Raw genomic sequence first — 20,672 nt, 5'->3', positions numbered from 1 at the left:
TTTTCACATCAATAATACCGACGTGATGTATTACGTCGCTTATTTCTTGTACCCACACAATCAAGGTGAGTGTAATGAACAGCATTGATATTTTAGTCGCTTTCGGTGGCGGTATTTTCGGTGCCGCGATCGGCGCCCTGGCGGCCTTTGAATTTGTCGGCCTCTTGGTCATTGCCATGGCGATATCACAAATTGTCACCGGCACCGCCACCACATTTATCCAATTTCCCTTTGGCGTATTCGGCCCGCACGTCGGCGGCTTTGCGGCCGGTGTTGCCGCAACTGCTTATGCGGCGAAAAAGGGTAAATTGGCGTCTGGTCGCGATATCACCGCCGGACTCAGCGGATTGGGGGCCCCCGATGTGCTGCTGGTCGGCGGTGCGTTTGGTGCTATCGGCTTTGTCATTGCCTGGCTGTTCAATCAAGTACCCGCCTTCTCTTCGGGATTGGCATGGACTGATACGGTTGCGTTAACCGTGGTGATCTCTGGAATGATCGTGCGTCTGATGTTTGGGACTACTGGCCTGCTGGGCCAACCACAAAGCGGAGTGCGCCGCTGCTACCCACCGCAGGATCAGTGCTGGATGCCCTACCACAGCCGCATTCCTCAGCTATCGGTCTTGGGGATCGGTATTGGATTGATGGCTGGCTATCTGGGCCACACCTTCGGAGGCAGCGGCGCACTGCTGGCCTTTGGGATTTCAGCGTTCTCATTGGTATTCCTGCATTTCAATACCCAGGTGCCGGTTTCTCACCACATTGCCCTGCCTGCGGCGCTGGCAGCGGCGGCCTCCGGCAGTCTGATCTGGGCGGCGGTGATCGGCGTGCTGTGCGCACTGCTCGGTGAACTGATTTCCCGCCTGTTTCTGGTTCATGGCGATACCCATATTGACCCACCGGCGTTCACCATTGCGATAATGACGACGTTGGTCAATCTGCTGGCAACCATTGGATTTTTTGCGGCGCTGCCGTTGTTTTGAGTTCGTCCCCCAGTAGCGATGCTACTCAAAACTGCGGGGGTCATTTACGTATTGCGTAAGGTTTCGTGCGCGAAAACCACCGTGTTGCTCTGCCATTCGCGTGGCACGCGCCCGACACGGGGTGTGCAGTCGCCCACACCCCGTGACCCCGCGCTTTTTGCGCAATGCCGTCGCTGCGCGATACCCTCGGAAATGGGTGCCCTATAAGAACAAAAAAATCCCCGGCGGTGCCAGGGAGAGTAGGAAGAGAAATCACGTTGTGACTATTTATCACCCTTACGCGGGGTGTTTTTTCCCGCTGGGCGTGGCGTCGGTTTTTTCGCGGGCGGCTCAGGCTCTGTCTTTAGTGCGGCGTCCGGCGCAACAGGCGCTTGTGCAGCCGGTTGTGGCGCAGGCACTGGCGGCTTAAAGATATCCCCGCATGACGAGCCATTATCGCTTGGCTCGAGTGTCACCACGGGAATCGTAGTTTCCTTCGCTTCTGGTTCAGGTGCGACAGGCGGAGTGATAACTGCTGCCGGTGCCACCGGTTCTGGTTTGGCAACGCCAACCGTCTCTGCCGAATGCGTGATGGTTTCAATGCGTTCAGCGGTGCGCGCAATCACCTTATAGGCATACACCTGCCCCACTTTAGCCGCCGCAACGCTCGCTGCTGCAATCGCGGCATTGACCGCCCCCACTTCCCCTTCCAGCTTCACGGTGACCATACCACCGCCTTTCGTCAGCTCATAACCGACCAGATTGACATTAGCAGATTTCACCGCCGCATCCGCTGCCTCAACGGCCGCGGCAAGCCCCACGGTTTCTATCAGACCCAAACTTTGCTTAGCCATAAGCGATTCCTGTTTATCGTTATATCAATGAAGCCGCGCGCTGTAACAACGCGGCTTTATCGGTGAATTCCCAGGGAAAATCGGATCGCCCGAAATGCCCGTAACATGCTGTGTGGCGATAACGCGGCGCCAGTAAATCAAGCGACGTAATCATGCCGTAAACGCTGAGATCGAAATACGCGTCCACCAGTTGCTGCAACCGGGCGCTACTCATCCGCCCGGTACCAAACGTGTTGATGCGCACCGCAACCGGACGCGCAACGCCGATAGCCCAGGCCAACTGCACTTCACAGCGCGCCGCCAATCCGGCGGCCACGATGTTCTTGGCCACGTAGCGTGCCGCATAGGCCGCTGAGCGATCGACTTTGGAAGGATCTTTCCCCGAAAACGCACCGCCACCGTGGCACGCAGCGCCGCCATAGGTATCGACGATGATCTTGCGCCCGGTCAGTCCGCAGTCACCCACCGGCCCTCCCGTGACAAACGCCCCAGCCGGGTTGACCAGAATACGGGTGTGCGGCGTCAGCCAACGAGTGGGAAGCACCGGTTTAACGATCTCTTCGATCACCGCTTCGCGCAGCGTTTCAAGCGAGACATCGGGTGCGTGCTGTGTGGAAATGACAATGGTGTCCGCCGCAATTACCTGACGATCGCAGTAGCGCAGCGTCACCTGACTTTTGGCATCTGGTCGTAAAAATGGCAATCGACCGGATTTACGCAGTTGCGCCTGACGCGCCATCAACTGATGCGCATAGACCAGGGTGGCAGGCATCAATTCTGGCGTATCATCAGTAGCATAGCCAAAAGTGATGCCCTGATCGCCAGCGCCCAGCTCAGTTAACGCCGCCCCCTGAATGCCGCTGGCAATATCCGGCGACTGCCGACCAATCAGGTTGAGCACGCCGCAGGTATTGCCGTCGTAGCCAAGCGAAGAGTGGTTATAACCGATCTGTTTGATGGTGTGACGCACCACGCTTTCCACATCAATGGATGCAGTGGTGGTGATTTCTCCCGCCACGATGGCGACGCCGGTTTTCACCAGACATTCGCACGCCACGCGGCCCCAGGGATCTTGTAGCAACACCGCATCCAAAATCGCATCGGAAATTTGATCGGCGATTTTGTCTGGATGGCCTTCCGCCACCGATTCGGAAGTAAACAGGTACTCGTCCACGCACGCCTCGCCCCACTGAGAGTATCCCGTTATTTTACTCGGGAGGGCGATCGGCTCCGGTGAACTTTCTTGCTGTCAGGTTGGACTATTTTGCGTTATCACCGTGCGGGTAGCACTACGCTGTTCCCCGCTTCCGGTGGGGCTACCTGAGGGTTAAACACCATCAGTTTGCGGTAGTCGGAAGGTGACATATTGGTCTCTTTTTTAAAGATGCGGCAGAAATAGTTCGCATCCTGATACGCCAGTTCCAGCGCAATGGTATTGACCTTTAAATCACTGAATTGCAGCAGAGATTTAGCAATTTTGATTTTTCGATTTGCCACATAGGTAGAAAAACCGGTACCGGTGGCTTTCTTGAAGGCCCGGCTCAGATAACAGGCGCTGACAAAAGCGCGTTCGGCGATATCATCCAGGGTGATGTTGGTGAAAATATTCTTCTCGATGTGATAACGCGCGCGTTCGATAAAATCCCCCTGCGGTGCAGCGCTTTTGAACACCCGCTCAAACAGGGCTTCACTCAGGGTAAACACGCCGCGCAGAACACGGTAGTAAAGCCCTTCTGTCAAACCGCGGCTGGCAACGTCGCGCATTATCCCTTTCAACGCCGCAGAATGAGAAGCGGCAAACTTGTCGCCTTGCGCCGTCACGTATTGATCAAGCAGTGCAAGAAAATCCACGACCGTCTGACGACGATCGCCGGATTTATCCCAGTAAGCACCGTCAATGGTCTGAAACACCAGCTCATGCCAGGCGGGGTAATCGCCGTCGTCGATCAGGGAAAACACTTTCTGTTTCAGTTCACGTGTTACCTGATTATCCTGTTCATCGTAGTGCAGCACTTTTTTGATCACATCGGTCATGACGCTCTGTTTAACCGGTTTGAGCAGGTAATCATCCACTTTCAGGCTTAACATGCTGCGCACAATATCGAAATCATCATTGGCGGTGGTGACGATCACTTTGGTCTGATCGTTTTTACGGCGCAGGTACTCGATCACCTCTCTCCCATTGGGCAACGGGATATTGATATCCACCAGGATCATGTCGATATGATTCAGTTGATCGATCAGTTGAATGGCTTTGCGTCCGGTCGATGCTTCATGAATGGTGGCATTTTCGATGTGCTCCGAAATCATGCGGCGCAGAGATTCGGATTCAATGTGTTCATCTTCCACAATCACAAAATTGTACATTGTGTTTCTCCCCGGATTAATGGACTTCCTGCATCGGGAAACGCAGTTTGATAGAGGTTCCCAGCTTCGGTTTGTGTGGACTGGCAATCTCCAACCCATAACGTTCGCCGAACAGCAACTGAAGTCGATTTTGAATGTTGTTGATACCGATGCCGCCTTTCTGGCGATTCTCATTACCGGAGAGAATATGCTCGATATCCTGTGGCGAAATACCATCGCCATTATCCGTCACTTCAATGATCACATCGTGGCCATCGTCTGTGGCTTTAATGTGAATGTGACTTTTTATTTCTCGCGGCTCAACCACGTAATTAAAGAAGTTCTCCACCAGCGGCTGCAATATAAGAAAGGGGCAAATCACATCCAGATATTTATCTGGAATACTGAATATATAATCAAAACGATCGCTCATGCGGACTTTTTGAATCGACATGTAGCTGTTGACGTAATTGATTTCATTACGCAGCGTGATCAGCCCATTATTACTTTTGCGTAGCAGATAGCGCATCATGTCAGAAAAATCATGCACCATGTTTTCGGTGCGCTGGGCATTCTCCAAAAAGGCTAAACGACCGATAGTATTGAGTACGTTAAACAGGAAATGGGGGTTTATCTGATAAGAAAGCGCTTTAAACTCCGCCTCATGCAGAGAGCGCTCGATGTCCACGCGTTTGCGCAATTCATTGGTCAACGCCAGATCTTTTTGATGCAACTCGCGCTGGATGTTGTTGGCGTAAGCCTGTTCCACCAAATAGGACGCGACATGCAGCAGCGTATAAGCGGTAGATTCAAAACGCTCATAGGGCATGCGTTTGGTGTTTTCATGCAGATTCACCAGCATGGGATTCTCTTCCCACACGCCATTTTCCGCCAGAATGTAGGGGATTTCAGCCTCTTTTGAGGTTTCGACTTTGACCTGACCGGAGATAAATGCACCCAGATAGTGGTTGTCTATCATGATGGGCACCGCGAACTCAACGAACCCGCAGTAGCAGCGATACACCACCGGGCGGCAGGCGGCCATGGCAGCCCTTCCTCCGGCGTCATCACAGTCGTAGCAGTGTTGCGCTAATGCAGGATTACGCCGCGAACGGGCGCAAAAATCAGAAAATCCGCTGGGTTTGGTAACCGGAACGCCTTTTTCATCAACAACCACCAATGCAATCATCATGGATTTGCTGAAGTTATCCTGCAACGTTTGCAGCCGTTCAACGTCAAGGATTTCTTGCAATGGGTATTTGTTGTTCATCATGCTCTTTTCTGTCAGTCAGACACCGTGTCTGAGAATCCGTTTTCGCCCCTCCGCCGCCGTAGGAATATCCCTTCAGTTCCTATTGATAACGGTTTCGTATTATTTCCGATCTAGGGTATGGATGCTATGACCTATCTCACACGGTGCTATTACGATAAGAATGACAAGAAAGTACACCTGAAAATGTTTGTTTTTTTTGAACTTGATCGACTCCCTCGCTACAACGAGGCAGGTATTTTCCCTTCGCGCGATGGCCAGCACACCAACAGCACACCCACCACAATTGCCAGCACGCCGATGCAGGCCTGCCATGAAAAAGGTTCTGAAAACTCAGGTAAGAAATGCGAGCCTCCCCACACCAGCACATAACTCAGGCTTAAAAAAGCATAGGCTTTGCCTAATGCCAACTGGCGCAGGGCGAAATACCAGACGATCAGCGACAGCAGGTAGCACCCCAACCCGGCTGCCAGCAATAGCCACTGGCTCGGTGCGCTGTCCCACAGTACACGCATTGACCACACTGGGGGTAACTCAGAGAGTGCATATTTAATCGCCAACTGCGCAACGCTGACTAAAATGACGCTGAAACACGCTGCTAAATATCCCACACGATCGTCTCCACGCTAACCCGTTGCCCCGAGCAAAATCACGCCCACAATGATAAACAGAATGCCGAGGGTATGCCGCGCATCAATAGGCTCCCGCCAGATCCAGCGTGCTGCTAGCGTAACCCAGACCAGATTAAGGCTTAGCATGGGATACGCGATACCCACAGGAAGCTGTTGCAACACAACCAACCACAGTAACAACGCAATCCCTAACAGGAGCAGAGCAGCAAACAGCCATCGCAGCGCATAGGTCGAACGAACTGCGCCAACTGGCGGACTGGTAGCCTGCTTTTGGCAAAGCTGCCCCAGACAGCTTAGAATGCTGACGAGTAACACCCCCAGCCAAGCACTCATCGCGAGTAATACTCGATAACGGCAAATCTTCCTTGTTGATAGACACGGTCTGGCGTTGGCAACGCGTGTATCGTCGTTCTGTCGTCACTGTCCAGCAGTAGCATCAGCGAGATATTACCTTGCTGACGATGGGCTGCCAGCCAGGCGGGGAAGGCCTCTTCAGAAACAAACCGTTCAGCGCTGTCTTCAAACTGCAGCCCCCACTCCAGCTCACCGCGACTGCTATAAAGAAATATATCGTCACGCTGAAGCTCCCAGGCAATGGCCGAGGCAACGCCCACGCTGTTAGATAACACATAGCGACTCGCTTGCAGTTCCGCGTCAACAAGTTTGAGTACCGCCTGTGGCTGTTTGGCATTCACTACACGATCGGGAATGGCAAAACCTATCAGTAACGCTAGCGCTAGCGGACAAAGCGACGCATAAAACCACCGTTTATGTGGTCGAGTAAACGACAGGAACCCCACCAATAACCACGCGAAAAATATCGTGGCAGCAACCAAAACCTTTCCAGATTCCTGCAGGGTAAAAAGCGGATAATGCGCCAGCGAATGCGGGGCCAATACCAACAATACCGCTAGCAAGCCAATAAAGCCAAACAGCATATTGATGACAGCATTGGCGCGCAGCGCCTTGGCACCCTCGCTCGCCGCTCGTAGCGCATGATGAGCCAGCAATGCTGCCAGCGGCGCGTAGCACGGCAGAATATAGGTCAGCAGTTTTCCTTTCGCGAGGCTGAAAAACAGCAGTGGCATAATTACCCAGCCCAGCAAATAGATCAGGCCGCTATTTTCTTTCCTGTCGCACCAGCCCCGATACAACGCCCCCGGCAAGAACCCCAGCCAAGGCAAGGCCCCAAGCAAAAACACCGGCAGATAGTACCAAAACGGCGCGCGATGCTGCGCCTCTTCTTGCGCAAAACGTTGGATGTGTTCTACCCAGAAAAAGTAGTGCCAAAAGGTTGGTTCACGCTCGGCGATAGTCAGCGCCCAAGGCAACGTTACCGCAGCAGCACTCAGCACCGCCAGCGGACCAAATATCAGCAACGATTTCCACTGCTTCTTTTCTGCTACCCACGGCAACACGCTGATAACGGGCACAGCCAGAGCCAAGAACCCTTTGGTCATCACCCCCATGCCGCAAGCCACTCCCAGTATCACATATCCAATAACCTTTTTGGTCACGGACTCGGATTCTGCGGCATACCAGAAGCTGCACATACCAAGTGTCAGCCAGAGTGCAAGCATGGGATCGAGCACGGCGTAAGTGCCAACGCCGTAAACCAGCAAGCAGGAAAGATAGATCACTGCAGCGAGCAAAGCAGTGCGTTTGTCTCGCCAGATCCGCCAGGAAATCCACGCAACCAGACAGGCCGTCAACGTAGAGGAGAACAGCACTCCCGCACGCACCGCAAAGTTAGAGTGGCCAAAGATCCATTGCCCCAGACTGTTAATCCAGTAGCCCGCTATCGGCTTTTCAAAATAACGGATGCCTAAAAAATGCGGCACGACCCAATCGCCAGACGCTAACAAGCCACGGCTGATTTCTGCATAACGGGTTTCATCCGGCTGCCAAAGCAAACGATATTCAATGGGGATCACATAGTAAAGCGCCCATAAACCAACGAGTGCGAGTGCGTATGTAATAGTCTTCATCACTGATTGACCTGATAATGTTGATCATCAACTCCCTGCTGGCAACCCAGCCACCCTTCCCGCCCCTGAATGGTGCCGCGAACGACTTTTCCAATGGGTAAATCAGAGTCAGATGTCGGCAATAACTCCCCTAACGGGCAGAACTGAAGGCCTTCCAAACGTGCCATAGTGAGAAGCGCCGAGAATTGTTGGAGAAAGGCGATACCTTCTACTTCAGCATGTATGGTGTACACCGGTGTGCCGGGCGCGCTATGTATAGCATCGAGTAAATAGCGGTTAAACTGTTGCGGTTTCACGGTAGAACCGACAACTTCGTCCCAGGTCGGCAATGAGACGGGGATCTGAACGGTACCCAAGGCCCCATTCACCAATCGGGGACGAAACAGCGTACTTCCTCGGCAGTCGCTGTTGTAGCGGAAACCAAAGCATTGTTTAGCCTCAATGACGCGCTGATCTGCACGCCATCCGGCTACAGCGGAACAGGTGACAGCTTGACCCAGCAGGTCCTCCAGCGCCGTCTTACCCAGCGCAATATGGCGATGTAACTGTGCCGTATTCCAAATGCCCGCCCACGTTTGCCAGGCAAAGTGATCCCAGGCATGAAGCCCCACCTCATGGGTGCGCGCCGTTTGTCGCATAACCTCCGCATTACCGCGCCCAATCAGACGGCCCGGCCAGGCAGTGCCCGCCAGCAGGATATCCCAGCCATACAAAGAAACGGCATTGGAGCGCAGCATCTTCCACAAAAATGCTGGTTTTGCGAGGCGCCAAAGATGGCGCCCCATGTTGTCGGGCCCTACACTGAAAAAGACGCTAGCCCTCACACCATGCAACGCCAAGGTTTCCAGCAGTCGTGGCATCCCTTCTCGCGTACCGCGCCAGGTGTCAACATCAATGCGCAGCCCAACACGTTTCATAACGTGGAATCCGACGTGCTGTGGGAACTCAGGAAAAAGTCGAGTGTTTCATCTATTGTCTGACGAATATCAACTTGCGGAGCCCACCCGAGCAGACGGCGAGCATTGGCAATGCTCGGTTTACGGTGCTCCACATCCTGATAACCTTTACCATAGTAGCTGCCGCTTTCTACCTCGCACATGCCCGCAAACGCCGGATACTGGTGTCGTAATGGATGGCGTTCAAAACTTTCAAGCAGCATTTCTGCCAGTTCGCGGATGCTAGCTTCGTTATCCGGGTTACCGATATTGATGATTCGCCCATCGCACTTGCCTTCTCGGTTCTCAATGATGCGGAACAGGGCTTCAATGCCGTCATTGATATCGGTAAAGCAGCGCTTCTGTTCACCACCATCAATCAGTTTAATCGGCGTTCCTTCAACCAGATTTAGGATCAACTGTGTAATCGCACGCGAACTGCCGATACGGGCAGCATCCAGGCTATCAAGCCGTGGTCCCATCCAGTTAAAGGGGCGGAACAGGGTAAAACGCAGCCCTTGTTTTTCACCATATGCCCAGATAACACGATCAAGCAGTTGCTTTGACACTGAATAGATCCAACGCTGTTTGTTAATGGGACCAACGACCAGCGACGAACAATCCTCATCGAAGACCTTGTCGCTGCACATGCCATACACTTCCGATGTGGAAGGGAAGATGATGCGTTTTTTGTGTTTGACACAACTGCGTACGATCTTCAAGTTTTCTTCAAAATCCAGCTCGAACACCCGCAGTGGATTGCGCGTATATTCAATCGGCGTGGCAATAGCAACCAGCGGCAGAATGACATCACATTTCTTGATGTGATACTCAATCCATTCCGAATGGATGGTGATATCCCCTTCCACAAAGTGGAAACGGGGGTTTGACAAAAAACGGGTTATGGCATCAGAACCGATATCCAAACCGTACACTTCGTAGCGTTCATCTTGCAGCAATCGTTCAGTGAGGTGGTTTCCAATAAAGCCGTTTACACCGAGGATCAACACGCGTACCCGCTTAGGCCGCAAAGGTAAGCAGGCATTCAACCTGGCGCCTTCCACCATACCAACGGTTTGTGCCAATTGCTGTCCGGCCATAAACACACTGCTATCACTCTGACCGGTTACAATCTCCAGCGCATCGGAGCCACAAGCGACCACCAGCGGTGATACGGACAACACCGTTCCACTCGGAGCAGAAGGGTAATCCTTACGCAAACGAGAGGACCACACCGTCAAGCGCGTTGCTCCGGCGTAACAAAAGGCACCCGGCCATGGGTTCGTCACAGCGCGCACCAGGTTGTGTAATTCATGCGCAGGTCGCGACCAATCCATCCGACCCGCTTCGGGCGTGCGTCGGGTGACATAGCTGGCCTGCGAGTGATCCTGCTCCTGCTGTGGGTAATGACCGGATTTAATCATGGGTAAAATATCCCGCAGCAGGGTCGTTGCCGACTCACACAACTTATGATGCAGGCTAAGTGCGTTGTCATCATCAGCGATATCGACCTGATTTTGCGCCACAATGGGCCCCGCGTCAGGCTCCGATGTCATGCGGTGCAGTGTGACACCGGTTTGCGTCTCACCGTTGACCAACACCCAATTCAACGGTGCTCTGCCGCGGTATTTTGGCAGCAACGATCCGTGCAGATTAAACGCGCCTGACGGTGCGCACTGCAAAATATCTTCGCTCAGCATTCTACGGTAGTAGAAAGAAAAAATGGCCTGCGGTGCAAGCGCGCGAATGCGATTACGCCACAAAGGGTGGTTCACATCTTCCGGTGCATAGACGGGAATTCCCCTTTCGGCAGCGATATGTGCTACCGAGCCAAAAAAGGGAGTTTCACCAGGTGTATCCGCGTGGGTAAAAATGGCACTGATGCGATAACCTGCTGCCAGCAAAGCATTAATGCCCACACACCCCATATCATGATAGGCAAATACGACAGTATTCATTTTGGATTACCCTCTTGGTGAATCTCATCTTGACGACTTTCGCGCTTAACAACGCGTTGCACAAAATAGCGGGGACGAGCACGTACATCGTTGTAAATACGGCCAATGTATTCACCCAGTAACCCCATTCCCACAAACTGCGCACCAATAAAGCTGAACAGAAAGGCAAACAGCATGAAGACCCCCTCCGCCGCCCATTCAGGGCCTAATATCAGACGCAGCGTCACCAGCACAAAAGTCAGCAAAAACCCAGACAGCGCAATAACGCTGCCAATGACGCTGAGTAGACGCAGAGGCGTCGTTGTCAGGCAGGTCACCAGGTCATACATCAGGTTTATCAAACTGATAATGCTGTACTTTGAATCACCGTGCAGACGCTCGGCGTGTTCTACAGGAATTTCAACGGCCTTGCGGGCGAAGATATTGGCAAGGATGGGGATAAAGGTGCTGCGTTCGTGGCACGTTAGCATGGCATCCACAATGTGGCGTCGATAAGCACGCAACATGCATCCGTAATCGCCCATGGCCTTACCCGTCGTGCGTTGGATAAAACGGTTTATCAGACGCGATGCCATTTTGCGAAACGGGCTGTCCTGGCGATTTTGTCGCACAGTACCCACCACGTCGTACCCTTCATCGGCCTTTGCCACCAAGCGCGGGATCTCCTCTGGGGGATTTTGGAGATCGGCGTCTAGCGTTATAACCAAATCACCCGAGGTGTGGTTAAATCCCGCCATAATGGCGGCATGCTGACCATAATTTCGGTTAAGCAACACGGAAATAATGTGACTATCCGGCATTTGACTGAATTGCACCATCATCTGCGCAGAATCATCACTACTGCCGTCATCGACCAATACAATCTCATAGGCTTTATCCAACTGCTCGCAAGCAGCCACCGTGCGCTGGATCAGCGTGGGCAGATTCTCTTGTTCGTTGAATACCGGAATAACCACAGAGACTTTTTTTATGGGGGGCAAAGTAAACATATCAACCACCGACAAATTTGTGCAGCGCATCGATAACGCGTGATGTGTCGTCATGAGTCATATCCGGAAACAAGGGAATGGATAAAAGACGTTCGCTATTCCATTCAGTATTAGGAAGTTCAAGTGCGGGGTAGCGCTCACGATAATATTTCTGAGTATGCGCAGCACGAAAATGCAGGCCAGAACCAATACCTTGCGCGCGTAATGCGGCCATCAAGGCATCGCGCGAAATACCACAGCGTTCGGCATCTACACGTAAAATAAACAGATGCCAGGCATGATGATGAGGCCATTCAGGCTGACGTAGCGGCAATAATGGGGTATCAGCCAAAGCAGAAAGGTAACGTTGTGCAATTTCCTGGCGGCGTTGATTAATGTGAGCCAATTTACCAAACTGCACCAAAGCAATAGCGGCGTGAATATCGCTGAGGTTATATTTGTAACCTGGTGTTATCACCTCCGCCTGCGGGGCACGCCCCTGAGCAAGCCGATCGTAAGCATCAACACCCAGACCATGAAATTTAAGCATACGGATGCGTTCAGCAAGCATGTCATCATCGGTTACGACCATTCCGCCTTCCGCACAGGTCATATTTTTGATGGCATGAAAAGAGAAAATCGCTGTGCCTTGTGCCCCCACTGGGGTTCCTCGATACTCTGCCCCAACGGCATGCGCAGCATCTTCGATAACGGGAATACCATGACGGTGACCAATCGCGCGAATCGCATCCATATCGGCAGGAGCGCCCGCATAATGCACCGGAATAATAGCGCGAGTACGTGGCGTAATCGCCGCGGCAATAGCATCAGGCGTGACCATGAGCGTATCGCGATCGACGTCTACCATCACCGGCTCAGCACCGAGCAAAACAATCATATTAAGGGTAGAAACCCACGTCAGTGAGGGTGTAATAACCTCATCTCCCGGAGAGATATCCAGTGCCATCAAGGCCACATGCATTCCCCCCGTCGCAGAGCTGACGGCAATGGCGTGTTTATTACCCGTTAACGTACAAAAAGCCGCTTCCAACTGCTGATTTTTCGGCCCCGTTGTTATCCACCCTGATAACATAACTTCACTCACTGCAGCAATTTCTTCTTTCCCTAAAGAAGGGCGAGAAAAAGGTAAAAAATCAAGCATGGCAGTATCCTGACAATAAAGTACTAATTGTTAGAAGCATCATGATGTCACCAGCTTTTTTAATATGACCCTGACAGAGTGAATAACAACCGGCTGGTAAAGATAATCTAGCTTCCTTTTTATCCATTACAAATAATGGTACAAGCGTATGAAAACAAATTTCTACCGATGTTCACCTTATTCAGGATTAACTCAACGCTTCATTTATGATTCGTTTAATATTGAGAAAATATGAAAAGTTCAATCACCACTGAATATTTTATATGTCAACGTGTGTTTTATTTAAAAGTAAATATTTATGAATGGATATTGTTACCCATGAATATAAATTCAATATAATTATCGTACCAGCGACATGACTGATGGATTGACCTTCATTACTTTTTACGCTTGACAAATCAAAGAAATAGCCTGAACTTCGCACTGAATTACGCACTCACCACAGCCGTGACAACGCGTATTGTCAGCTTCGGGCAAGCCGTTTTGACTCAAGAAAAGCGCCTGACTCGAACAAGCATCAACACAACTATGACAATGGCGTTGCTTGCAAATACAGGCAACCCCAATTAGCGGGCGTAATCCGGTATCAAAATGAGATTGCGGTAATAATGCCCCAGAGGGACACTGCGTAATGCATTTCTGGCAACCATCACAGCTGGCGTATTCAATCGCCAACTGCGGATAACCTTCTTCATTGACGATCAACACACCCATTGGGCAAGCATTAACGCATTGCTGACAACGATCGCACTGTTGATAAAACTGCGGTGCAGGTAGTGCACCGGGAGGAAGGGGCGCACGCGGTTGAGCGCTATTAGGCCGTGGCTCATGCGGGTGTGAAGCATTAAGAAAGGCGCGGAACAACCCGCGCCGACTCACGTAGCGATGAGACAAATACCCGTGATAGTAGCGCTCATCCTTTTCCATCAGAAAAACATCCGGGGCGTTTCGGGCTGCAACCCATAATGACGCTGCATTCCCTGTAGCAGCAAACGGGTCACGGCTGCCAGTTGGGCATAGAACGGGCTGTGGGGATTTTGCTGCAAGCGTTCCAGATAGCGATCGCTCCAGGGCAGCAAATACGTTTCCAGCAGCGTGTGCGCAGCCTGCTCTTGCTCTTGTTCCAGCAGTGCAGCGAGCGCCAGCAGCATCAATCCGAACTGATCCTCCGGCTCCTGTTGTGCACCGGTAAACGACAGCCCATGCTGGTGCAGGAAAGCACGATAGCGAACCGTACTTTCCCCCATTAGCAGGTTGTCGTTTTCCAGATAGACCGACGCCCAGGGCGGCGCAAACATCTCTCCCTGCCCTTCGAACAGCACCGAGTATTGCCAGATAAATGCGTCTGCATCAGGCACCGACCAGTGCTGGCACAGCGCTTCCATTTCGGTGCGCTCTGCCCAAGGGCACAGCGTGGGCAGCGCAGATAAGTTCGCAACAATAGCCAGCACATCAGGGTGTGTCGGCGGATAGTAAAAGAGTGCGCCCAAAAAACGTGGCAACACGGCGATAGATGACATCGGGCTCTCCCCTTAGGATGCCGCCCTGTGCAATAGCGTGCAGGGCGGCACGGCATTACATCGGCAACGTCCACAGGTTGTAGAACGCGACACGGCCCGCCAGCTCAGCAACAATCACCACCAGCGCACTGGCCGCCAACAGCGAACGCCCTGTGTTATACCGGACATGCACCATCGCCCCTACGATGCCTACCGCGAGCAGAATGGCCTGCGCACTGAACCAGGCAAGCTGTGCACTGGTCAGCGCACTGTCTGTGCTCATCAAGGTTGCCATGTAGCCCGGACGCAGGCAGAAACTCGCCAGCGTGGCCAATACGCTAACGGCCAGCCCAATCCGGCGCGCACCGAATACCGCTGCCAGCGCACCGCCACCAATCATTGGCGTCAGCAGCATCATCAACAGCGTATAGCTGGTGTTCCAGGTCACTACGGTCGGCAACTGATAAATGCGCGGGATAGCCAACAAGAACAGCACACCCACTACGGCAGCAATCCAGGTCAGCGCGCTGAACAGGCGTTGTGCGCCGCGATTGAGCAGCAACCCCAGCGAGCCGAGACCGCCGAACGCACAAAACAGCGACGACAGCACGATTTCGTTGCTCATTGGCGAGTGCCCGGCGCGCAGCAGCACGTTCATGGCACGCAGTGGCTGACCAAGGTGCAGCCCCGCGATCGGCAGGGCCAGACCAAACAGACACATTGCGGCAAACAGCCCTATCGCTAATGACCGAGCCTCCACCTGTTTTAACATCCCCGCCACCAACAGCAGGATAAACGCCCCCACCGCACTCTGCGTGAGCACGGTAAAAAACACCAAAGGCAACTCATGCATGGCGCACCTCCTGCAAGTTTTGAATAGCACCGTCTTTATCGCCGCTCGGCCGCGCTTTCGGGTGCGGTTTAACGATCAGGTTCGGGTGCGTCAGCGACGCAGAAGGTAACGGTGCGATCTCGTTTTCGGTGCCGTATTTGGCACGCAGTTCATCAATCGGCCCAAAATCCAGCGCACGCTGCGGACAGGAATCCACACAGATCGGGCGCAGGTTTTTCTGCAACCGATCCAGACAACCGTCGCATTTGCGCATCACCTTGGCGTGCGCATCAAACTGCGGCGCGCCGTAGGGACAACGCATCTCACAGTAACGGCAGCCAACGCACACGTTCTCATCCACCAGCACCAGCCCATCCTCTTTGCGCTTGTGCATGGCACCGGTGGGACAACCGGCCACGCAGGTCGGATCGTCACAGTGGTTACAGGCTATCGACAGATAGTAGCTGTAGGTGTCGTTTTGCCAGGACTCGCCCTCTTTTACCCAATTGCCGCCGCCGTATTCATAAACTCGGCGCAGCTTCGGGCCAAGATCCAAATCTTTATTATCCTTGCAACTGACCTGACAGGTTTTGCAGCCCGAACAGCGCGAGGAGTCAACGTAAAAGCCATATTGTGTCATCAGTCATTTCCCCTTAAGCGCGCTGAATCTCAACCAGGTTGGTATGTTGCGGATTACCTTTCGCCAGCGGCGAAGGATCCTGGGAGGTCAGGGTGTTAATGCACCCGCCAACATCGACGCCCGCGCTGTCAAGACGCGTCCAGGCCCCTTGCGGCATAGCGGCGACGCCAGGGAGAATGCGCTGTGTGACTTTGCAGGGGATTTCCACCACGCCGCGATCGTTAAATACACGTACACGATCGCCAGATTTCAGTTGGCGCTCCGCCGCATCGATCGGGTTGATCCAGACTTCATCCGGCACGGCTTCATGCAGGAATTGCACATTGCTGTAAGTGGAGTGGGTGTGACCCTTGGTATGGAACCCACTGAGTTGCAGCGGATATTTAGCCGTCATCGTTTTATTGAGATGCGATTCACGCACTACGCAGAACTCAGGGATCGCCGGAATACGATCGCCTTCCGGCAACGTCCAGGTTTGCGCTAGTTTGGCTAGTGCTTCGGAATAGATCTCAATCTTGCCTGACGGCGTTTTCAGCGGATTGGCCTGCGGATCTGCCCGGAAATCCAGGAAGGCAATGCTCTGTTTTTCCGTCGCGATCTGTTGATCGATAACGCCCTTCTCTTTCGCCACCGACCACTCCGGCAAGTAGGTGCGTTTCTCTTTCACCTGCTGGTAATGCTTTTCGACCCACTGCGCCTGCGTGCGGCCTTCAGTGAATTGCTCTTTCAGCCCCAGATGGCCAGCAATATCAGCGCAGATATCGTAGGTGCTACGCACTTCCCACATCGGCGTGATGGTTTTCTGGATAGCGATCATGTAGTTGTGCGAGCCCGTTGAATACGAGCTATCAACCAGGTCTTCTGCTTCCAGATAGCTGGTTTCCGGCAGCAAGATATCGGCGAACTTGGCGCTGGGAGTAATGTGGTTATCAATCACCACGATGGTTTCACACAGAGTGTCATCCGCCAGAATTTTGCGCGTGCGGTTGATATCACCGTGCTGGTTCAACAGCGCTTGCCCCGCCTGATTGACCACCATTTTAATGCCGACGCGCAGCTTATCCACGCCTTTCACGCCCATGGTGGTGGCGGTCATTTTTTCCGGATTAAGGATGGCATCCGTCCAGAGGTAGCACGGGATCGAGGTTTTGATCGGGTTGCTGCCCACCGGCAAGGTTGGAACACCGTAAGGTGTGCCATAAGGCCAGTTACCGTTGTTGGTGCCTTGCAACCCAAAGTGGCCGGTGAGCGCTGGCAACGTCTGGATAGCACGCACGGTTTGCTCACCGTTGGCATGGCGCTGCGGCCCCCAGCCTTGGCCGATATAGCAGGCACGCGCGCCCGCGATTTCCCGCGCCAACTGACGAATGCGCACCGCCGGAATGCCGGTGACGCTCGCCGCCCATTCTGGCGTTTTGGCAATGCCATCTGGCCCGGTTCCCAGAATATAATCCTTGTAGCTGGCATTCGGCGCCGCAGAAGCAGGCAACGTACTGGCATCAAATCCGACGCTGTAACGGTTGACCAGCGCTTCGTCGATCAAGTTTTCGCTAATCAGAGTGTGAGCCAACCCGGCGACCAATGCCGCATCGGTGGTCGGGCGAATCGCTAGCCACTCTGCATGTTGGGTGATAACAGAATCGGTGTAACGCGGATCGATGATCACCACGCGAGCCTGCGATTGTTCTAACGCACGACGCAGTTCTTCTACCTGTCCGCCGCCGGACATTCGGGTTTCCGACAGGTTGAGGCCAAAAAATACCACCAGATCGGAATGGGCAATTTGCGTAAAGTGGCTGCCAACATAGGTGCCGTGCGTATATGGCGTAGCGGTCGCGATTTGCGCGGTAGAGTAGGTGTTGTGATAGTTCAGGTAGCCGCCCGTCAGGTTCAGCAGGCGTTTCCACGCGTGCGTTCCCTGATTGTGGTAATAGGCACCGGATTGGTAGTTGTAGTAGATCGCCTCATTGCCATATTTCTCGGCAATGCGCTTCATTTCCGAGGCGACAAACGCGGTCGCCTCTTCCCAACTGATACGTTTAAATTTGCCTTCACCGCGTTTACCGACACGCTTCATCGGGTATTTGATACGGTCCGGGCTGTAAACGCGCCAGCGGTTAGAGCGCCCGCGCAGACAAGGGCGAATCTGGTGTTCACCGAACACGCTGTCATCTTTGGCATCTTCCGGCTCGATACGCACGATGCGATCGTCCTTCACAATCACCTTCAGCGGACAGCGGCTGCCACAGTTGACCAAGCACGCGCTGTGACGAACGGTTTCATTGTCGTTCACCACGCTGGTGGGTGTCACTGTTGGTTGTGCATGAGCAGAAAACGGCAAGGTGATAGCGCTGGTGATCGCCACCGCAGAACCGATCTTCGCGGCATCGATCACCGCGTCCCGACGAGATATTTCCTGGTGTAAAAGGTCTTCAATAATTTTCTTCATGATTATTATCCCACTTTGCTTACCCTGCTAACCATAAAGGCTTGCTAACAATGTGGGATTGATATCGATCAAGCGGGTAAGGCCTATTACCTCCAAAAGGGTAGAAATGTGATCGTTAAACGTCGTTATTTACTTAAATATATAGCGATTTTGGTTTTAAATGCTGCATTTTTGCAAGAATTCAGGTAATGATAATGATATTTATTGCTGTTTGTGAATAGTATTTCATCTATATATCAGTAAATAAAAATATCACCACGCAGAATTTATAAAAGATATTTATTTTGGAGAGCAAAAAACAAACAATTTACTTTTTCAGAATAAAATCAGAATGTTAAGTGAAGGTGATTTCAAACTCCATCTCCGTCAATAAACGATGATATGTTGCAACTTAGGGAACACTGGTTATACTGTTCCCTAATAAGGAACATGTGAAGATATTATGATAAAGAGCTTCAAGCACAAGGGACTGAAAAAGTTCTTTCTCAAAAATGATCCTAGTGGCCTAGAGCAAAACCTTATTGGGCGCATCAGAACACGTCTCACCGTTATTGATGCAGCCGATCGTATTGAGGCCATTGATATGCTGGGATATGACCTTCACCCGTTGAAAGGTGACCGCAAGAACATCTGGTCAATCAGTGTTTCCGGTAACTGGAGAATCACTTTTAGATTTATCGACGGCGATGCCGAAATTCTTAACCTGGAGGATTACCACTAATGGTTATGGCTAACCCCGCCCGCCCCGGCGACATTATCGGGGAAATACTGGAAGATATGCATATCAGCCTGCGGCAATTTGCTAAAGCAATGGATATTGCCCCCTCTACAGCCAGCCGCCTGCTTTCCGGTCATACATCGGTTACACCTGAAATGGCGTTACGCCTGTCTGTTGTTGTCGGTAGCACACCGGAAACCTGGCTAAAAATTCAGGCAAACTACAGTCTACACGAAGCCAAAAAAACCTTCGACTTGAGCCACCTGCATAAACTGTCTTTCGCGTAGTAGTAAAGAATGTTGAGGCATTGGGCTAAGTAGGGCGATATATTGACTATCAGCCCCATGTTCCCGAAACGAACTTTTAAGATATCGATTTACAGACACTTCACGATGCTATACACAACCACAACGCTAGTGGTACTCACCCGCCGCCACCGGATGGTGAAAAGTGCGATATAAGCAATCCAGCCGTTCTGACAGAATAAAGGCCAGAATGTCTGTAGCCTCAGAGGGTTCCAGCTCAACCATTGCATACGCCAGCGCGCGACACTGATCGATAATCTCTTCCACTTCCAACGGTGTGTTATCAAACATCGGGCACCACCTTAATAAGCGACTGGCAGCACGTTAACGATTTATCCTGTGGGGAGCCTCGAAAAATGCAGTACTGATATTTGGGGCGAGTTTGGGTAGACTGTGCATCAGCCATGGTGTTAGCTCCGATAACATTATGGTTAGAGGCCTGGCTAGTGCTGGTAACACTGCCGGGCCTCGCGACTGTTAGCCTTAAAGCATCAAGGTGTCAGCCACTATAAAATTTGGTGTCAGCCACGTCAATGCTCTTATGAGACCCCAAAATTGCACACACTGCTAACGACACACTCGTATTAGGAACTAACATGCCAACAAAAGCGATAAATGCAAAATCAAAAAAACTTGAGGCCAGAGTTCCCCATGATGTCGCAGAAGCAATGGAAAAGGTGAAAGCGTCCGGTGAGAGCACCGCGCAATTTATCGTTACCGCGATGCAAGGCGAGATTAAACGTCGGTTGCGTAAACAGGGCAAAGAAGAATCTGAAAGCTGAGTCGTTGCAGGTCAGAAACAGCCCCGTCGAGTAGACGCAACACCGCTTTCTGTTTAAACTATAACCACATCTCTTCACTTCCTATAGGCAGAATATGATTACACATTCGCCACACACTATCGCCAACAGAACCGAGCATATCGGCCATTTTTCTGTGCCTGGCGTTTTAGGTGATTTTGAAGTGAGGAGCATGAAAAACCGCAAAGAACGTCCATTACTTATGGTGTTACGTTCAGATTGGGAAAATACGCCCTCTTATTCAAAAGTGAAACCAGTTGCAGAGGTGACCATTGAAAGAGACGGGCAATCAATCCCAGTAAACCAAGCATCACTTTGGAATGACCTCAAAAATGTCAATGTGAACTTCTCACAACG

General features: G+C 52.2%; 22 protein-coding genes. 5 read left to right on the top strand and 17 right to left on the bottom strand.

Annotated elements, in window-relative coordinates:
- Positions 1-74: 74 nt before the first annotated feature.
- Positions 75-980, top strand: coding sequence for a permease (locus J5224_RS20995; protein ID WP_264627200.1), 906 nt, complete (start codon positions 75-77; stop codon positions 978-980).
- A 263-nt stretch (positions 981-1,243) separates the two neighbouring features.
- Here the strand turns inward: J5224_RS20995 and J5224_RS35585 are convergent, their stop codons facing one another.
- From J5224_RS35585 to J5224_RS20915, 16 genes are all read right to left on the bottom strand, one after another.
- Positions 1,244-1,813, bottom strand: a complete 570-nt coding sequence (locus tag J5224_RS35585) for a BMC domain-containing protein (protein ID WP_319802461.1) — start codon at positions 1,811-1,813, stop codon at positions 1,244-1,246.
- A 19-nt stretch (positions 1,814-1,832) separates the two neighbouring features.
- The gene (gene metK, locus J5224_RS20985) at positions 1,833-2,987 is read right to left on the bottom strand and encodes a methionine adenosyltransferase (protein WP_264627199.1); all 1,155 of its coding nucleotides are present in this window, start codon (positions 2,985-2,987) and stop codon (positions 1,833-1,835) included.
- Positions 2,988-3,085: 98 nt separating this feature from the next.
- Positions 3,086-4,180, bottom strand: coding sequence for a response regulator transcription factor (locus J5224_RS20980; RefSeq protein ID WP_264627198.1), 1,095 nt, complete (start codon positions 4,178-4,180; stop codon positions 3,086-3,088).
- Positions 4,181-4,196: 16 nt separating this feature from the next.
- Positions 4,197-5,429, bottom strand: a complete 1,233-nt coding sequence (locus J5224_RS20975) for a PocR ligand-binding domain-containing protein (RefSeq protein WP_264627201.1) — start codon at positions 5,427-5,429, stop codon at positions 4,197-4,199.
- A 221-nt stretch (positions 5,430-5,650) separates the two neighbouring features.
- A complete protein-coding gene (gene arnF / locus J5224_RS20970; protein WP_264627197.1) occupies positions 5,651-6,040 on the bottom strand; it encodes a 4-amino-4-deoxy-L-arabinose-phosphoundecaprenol flippase subunit ArnF in 390 nt (129 codons plus the stop codon).
- 15 nt (positions 6,041-6,055) lie between these two features.
- Positions 6,056-6,394, bottom strand: coding sequence for a 4-amino-4-deoxy-L-arabinose-phosphoundecaprenol flippase subunit ArnE (gene arnE / locus J5224_RS20965; protein WP_264627196.1), 339 nt, complete (start codon positions 6,392-6,394; stop codon positions 6,056-6,058).
- Entirely contained in the window at positions 6,391-8,049 is a 1,659-nt protein-coding gene (arnT, locus tag J5224_RS20960; RefSeq protein WP_264627195.1) for a lipid IV(A) 4-amino-4-deoxy-L-arabinosyltransferase, read from the bottom strand. Before arnT ends, arnE begins: the two co-directional genes overlap by 4 nt.
- Complete coding sequence (arnD, locus tag J5224_RS20955) at positions 8,049-8,966, bottom strand: 4-deoxy-4-formamido-L-arabinose-phosphoundecaprenol deformylase (RefSeq protein WP_264627194.1); 918 nt, start codon at positions 8,964-8,966, stop codon at positions 8,049-8,051. The genes arnT and arnD overlap by 1 nt, the downstream gene beginning before the upstream one ends.
- Positions 8,963-10,942, bottom strand: a complete 1,980-nt coding sequence (arnA, locus tag J5224_RS20950) for a bifunctional UDP-4-amino-4-deoxy-L-arabinose formyltransferase/UDP-glucuronic acid oxidase ArnA (RefSeq protein WP_264627193.1) — start codon at positions 10,940-10,942, stop codon at positions 8,963-8,965. The genes arnD and arnA overlap by 4 nt, the downstream gene beginning before the upstream one ends.
- On the bottom strand, positions 10,939-11,931 hold the full coding sequence (gene arnC / locus J5224_RS20945; RefSeq protein WP_264627192.1) for an undecaprenyl-phosphate 4-deoxy-4-formamido-L-arabinose transferase: 993 nt from the start codon (positions 11,929-11,931) through the stop codon (positions 10,939-10,941). The genes arnA and arnC overlap by 4 nt, the downstream gene beginning before the upstream one ends.
- Before the next feature lies 1 nt (position 11,932).
- Positions 11,933-13,072, bottom strand: coding sequence for a UDP-4-amino-4-deoxy-L-arabinose aminotransferase (arnB, locus tag J5224_RS20940; protein WP_264627191.1), 1,140 nt, complete (start codon positions 13,070-13,072; stop codon positions 11,933-11,935).
- 384 nt (positions 13,073-13,456) lie between these two features.
- Positions 13,457-13,999 (bottom strand): ferredoxin-type protein NapF, encoded by a 543-nt coding sequence (napF, locus tag J5224_RS20935; RefSeq protein ID WP_264627190.1) that lies wholly within the window; start codon positions 13,997-13,999, stop codon positions 13,457-13,459.
- Entirely contained in the window at positions 13,999-14,592 is a 594-nt protein-coding gene (locus J5224_RS20930) for a molecular chaperone (RefSeq protein WP_264627189.1), read from the bottom strand. Before J5224_RS20930 ends, napF begins: the two co-directional genes overlap by 1 nt.
- A 55-nt stretch (positions 14,593-14,647) precedes the next feature.
- Positions 14,648-15,424, bottom strand: coding sequence for a dimethyl sulfoxide reductase anchor subunit family protein (locus tag J5224_RS20925; protein ID WP_264627188.1), 777 nt, complete (start codon positions 15,422-15,424; stop codon positions 14,648-14,650).
- On the bottom strand, positions 15,417-16,043 hold the full coding sequence (locus tag J5224_RS20920; protein WP_222159573.1) for a DMSO/selenate family reductase complex B subunit: 627 nt from the start codon (positions 16,041-16,043) through the stop codon (positions 15,417-15,419). The genes J5224_RS20925 and J5224_RS20920 overlap by 8 nt, the downstream gene beginning before the upstream one ends.
- Before the next feature lie 13 nt (positions 16,044-16,056).
- Positions 16,057-18,492, bottom strand: a complete 2,436-nt coding sequence (locus J5224_RS20915) for a DMSO/selenate family reductase complex A subunit (RefSeq protein ID WP_264627187.1) — start codon at positions 18,490-18,492, stop codon at positions 16,057-16,059.
- 442 nt (positions 18,493-18,934) lie between these two features.
- Here J5224_RS20915 and J5224_RS20910 point away from each other — a divergent pair, with 442 nt between their 5' ends.
- Positions 18,935-19,213, top strand: coding sequence for a type II toxin-antitoxin system RelE/ParE family toxin (locus J5224_RS20910; RefSeq protein WP_264627186.1), 279 nt, complete (start codon positions 18,935-18,937; stop codon positions 19,211-19,213).
- On the top strand, positions 19,213-19,497 hold the full coding sequence (locus J5224_RS20905; RefSeq protein WP_264627185.1) for a HigA family addiction module antitoxin: 285 nt from the start codon (positions 19,213-19,215) through the stop codon (positions 19,495-19,497). The genes J5224_RS20910 and J5224_RS20905 overlap by 1 nt, the downstream gene beginning before the upstream one ends.
- A gap of 126 nt (positions 19,498-19,623) precedes the next feature.
- Here J5224_RS20905 and J5224_RS20900 read toward each other — a convergent pair whose 3' ends face one another.
- On the bottom strand, positions 19,624-19,806 hold the full coding sequence (locus J5224_RS20900; RefSeq protein ID WP_264627184.1) for a hypothetical protein: 183 nt from the start codon (positions 19,804-19,806) through the stop codon (positions 19,624-19,626).
- A gap of 305 nt (positions 19,807-20,111) precedes the next feature.
- Here J5224_RS20900 and J5224_RS20895 point away from each other — a divergent pair, with 305 nt between their 5' ends.
- The gene (locus tag J5224_RS20895) at positions 20,112-20,297 is read left to right on the top strand and encodes a YlcI/YnfO family protein (protein WP_264627183.1); all 186 of its coding nucleotides are present in this window, start codon (positions 20,112-20,114) and stop codon (positions 20,295-20,297) included.
- Between the two features lie 94 nt (positions 20,298-20,391).
- A partial coding sequence (locus J5224_RS20890; RefSeq protein WP_264627182.1) for a hypothetical protein occupies positions 20,392-20,672 on the top strand: 281 nt, incomplete at its 3' end.

This window comes from Candidatus Symbiopectobacterium sp. NZEC135, from assembly GCF_025962695.1.
The sequence above is the reverse complement of the archived record's forward strand: the minus strand, read 5'-3'. Positions and strand labels throughout refer to the sequence as shown.

What these genes read in the sequence shown, in the direction of transcription:
- J5224_RS20905 (WP_264627185.1), top strand. Translation starts at nt 19,213, where the DNA reads ATGGTTATGGCTAACCCCGCCCGCCCCGGCGACATTATCGGGGAAATA.
- arnT (WP_264627195.1), bottom strand. Translation starts at nt 8,049, where the DNA reads ATGAAGACTATTACATACGCACTCGCACTCGTTGGTTTATGGGCGCTT.
- J5224_RS20910 (WP_264627186.1), top strand. Translation starts at nt 18,935, where the DNA reads ATGATAAAGAGCTTCAAGCACAAGGGACTGAAAAAGTTCTTTCTCAAA.
- napF (WP_264627190.1), bottom strand. Translation starts at nt 13,999, where the DNA reads ATGGAAAAGGATGAGCGCTACTATCACGGGTATTTGTCTCATCGCTAC.
- arnB (WP_264627191.1), bottom strand. Translation starts at nt 13,072, where the DNA reads ATGCTTGATTTTTTACCTTTTTCTCGCCCTTCTTTAGGGAAAGAAGAA.
- arnD (WP_264627194.1), bottom strand. Translation starts at nt 8,966, where the DNA reads ATGAAACGTGTTGGGCTGCGCATTGATGTTGACACCTGGCGCGGTACG.
- J5224_RS20915 (WP_264627187.1), bottom strand. Translation starts at nt 18,492, where the DNA reads ATGAAGAAAATTATTGAAGACCTTTTACACCAGGAAATATCTCGTCGG.
- J5224_RS20920 (WP_222159573.1), bottom strand. Translation starts at nt 16,043, where the DNA reads ATGACACAATATGGCTTTTACGTTGACTCCTCGCGCTGTTCGGGCTGC.
- J5224_RS35585 (WP_319802461.1), bottom strand. Translation starts at nt 1,813, where the DNA reads ATGGCTAAGCAAAGTTTGGGTCTGATAGAAACCGTGGGGCTTGCCGCG.
- arnE (WP_264627196.1), bottom strand. Translation starts at nt 6,394, where the DNA reads ATGAGTGCTTGGCTGGGGGTGTTACTCGTCAGCATTCTAAGCTGTCTG.
- J5224_RS20930 (WP_264627189.1), bottom strand. Translation starts at nt 14,592, where the DNA reads ATGTCATCTATCGCCGTGTTGCCACGTTTTTTGGGCGCACTCTTTTAC.
- J5224_RS20895 (WP_264627183.1), top strand. Translation starts at nt 20,112, where the DNA reads ATGCCAACAAAAGCGATAAATGCAAAATCAAAAAAACTTGAGGCCAGA.
- J5224_RS20975 (WP_264627201.1), bottom strand. Translation starts at nt 5,429, where the DNA reads ATGAACAACAAATACCCATTGCAAGAAATCCTTGACGTTGAACGGCTG.
- J5224_RS20980 (WP_264627198.1), bottom strand. Translation starts at nt 4,180, where the DNA reads ATGTACAATTTTGTGATTGTGGAAGATGAACACATTGAATCCGAATCT.
- J5224_RS20900 (WP_264627184.1), bottom strand. Translation starts at nt 19,806, where the DNA reads ATGTTTGATAACACACCGTTGGAAGTGGAAGAGATTATCGATCAGTGT.
- arnC (WP_264627192.1), bottom strand. Translation starts at nt 11,931, where the DNA reads ATGTTTACTTTGCCCCCCATAAAAAAAGTCTCTGTGGTTATTCCGGTA.
- J5224_RS20925 (WP_264627188.1), bottom strand. Translation starts at nt 15,424, where the DNA reads ATGCATGAGTTGCCTTTGGTGTTTTTTACCGTGCTCACGCAGAGTGCG.
- arnA (WP_264627193.1), bottom strand. Translation starts at nt 10,942, where the DNA reads ATGAATACTGTCGTATTTGCCTATCATGATATGGGGTGTGTGGGCATT.
- J5224_RS20995 (WP_264627200.1), top strand. Translation starts at nt 75, where the DNA reads ATGAACAGCATTGATATTTTAGTCGCTTTCGGTGGCGGTATTTTCGGT.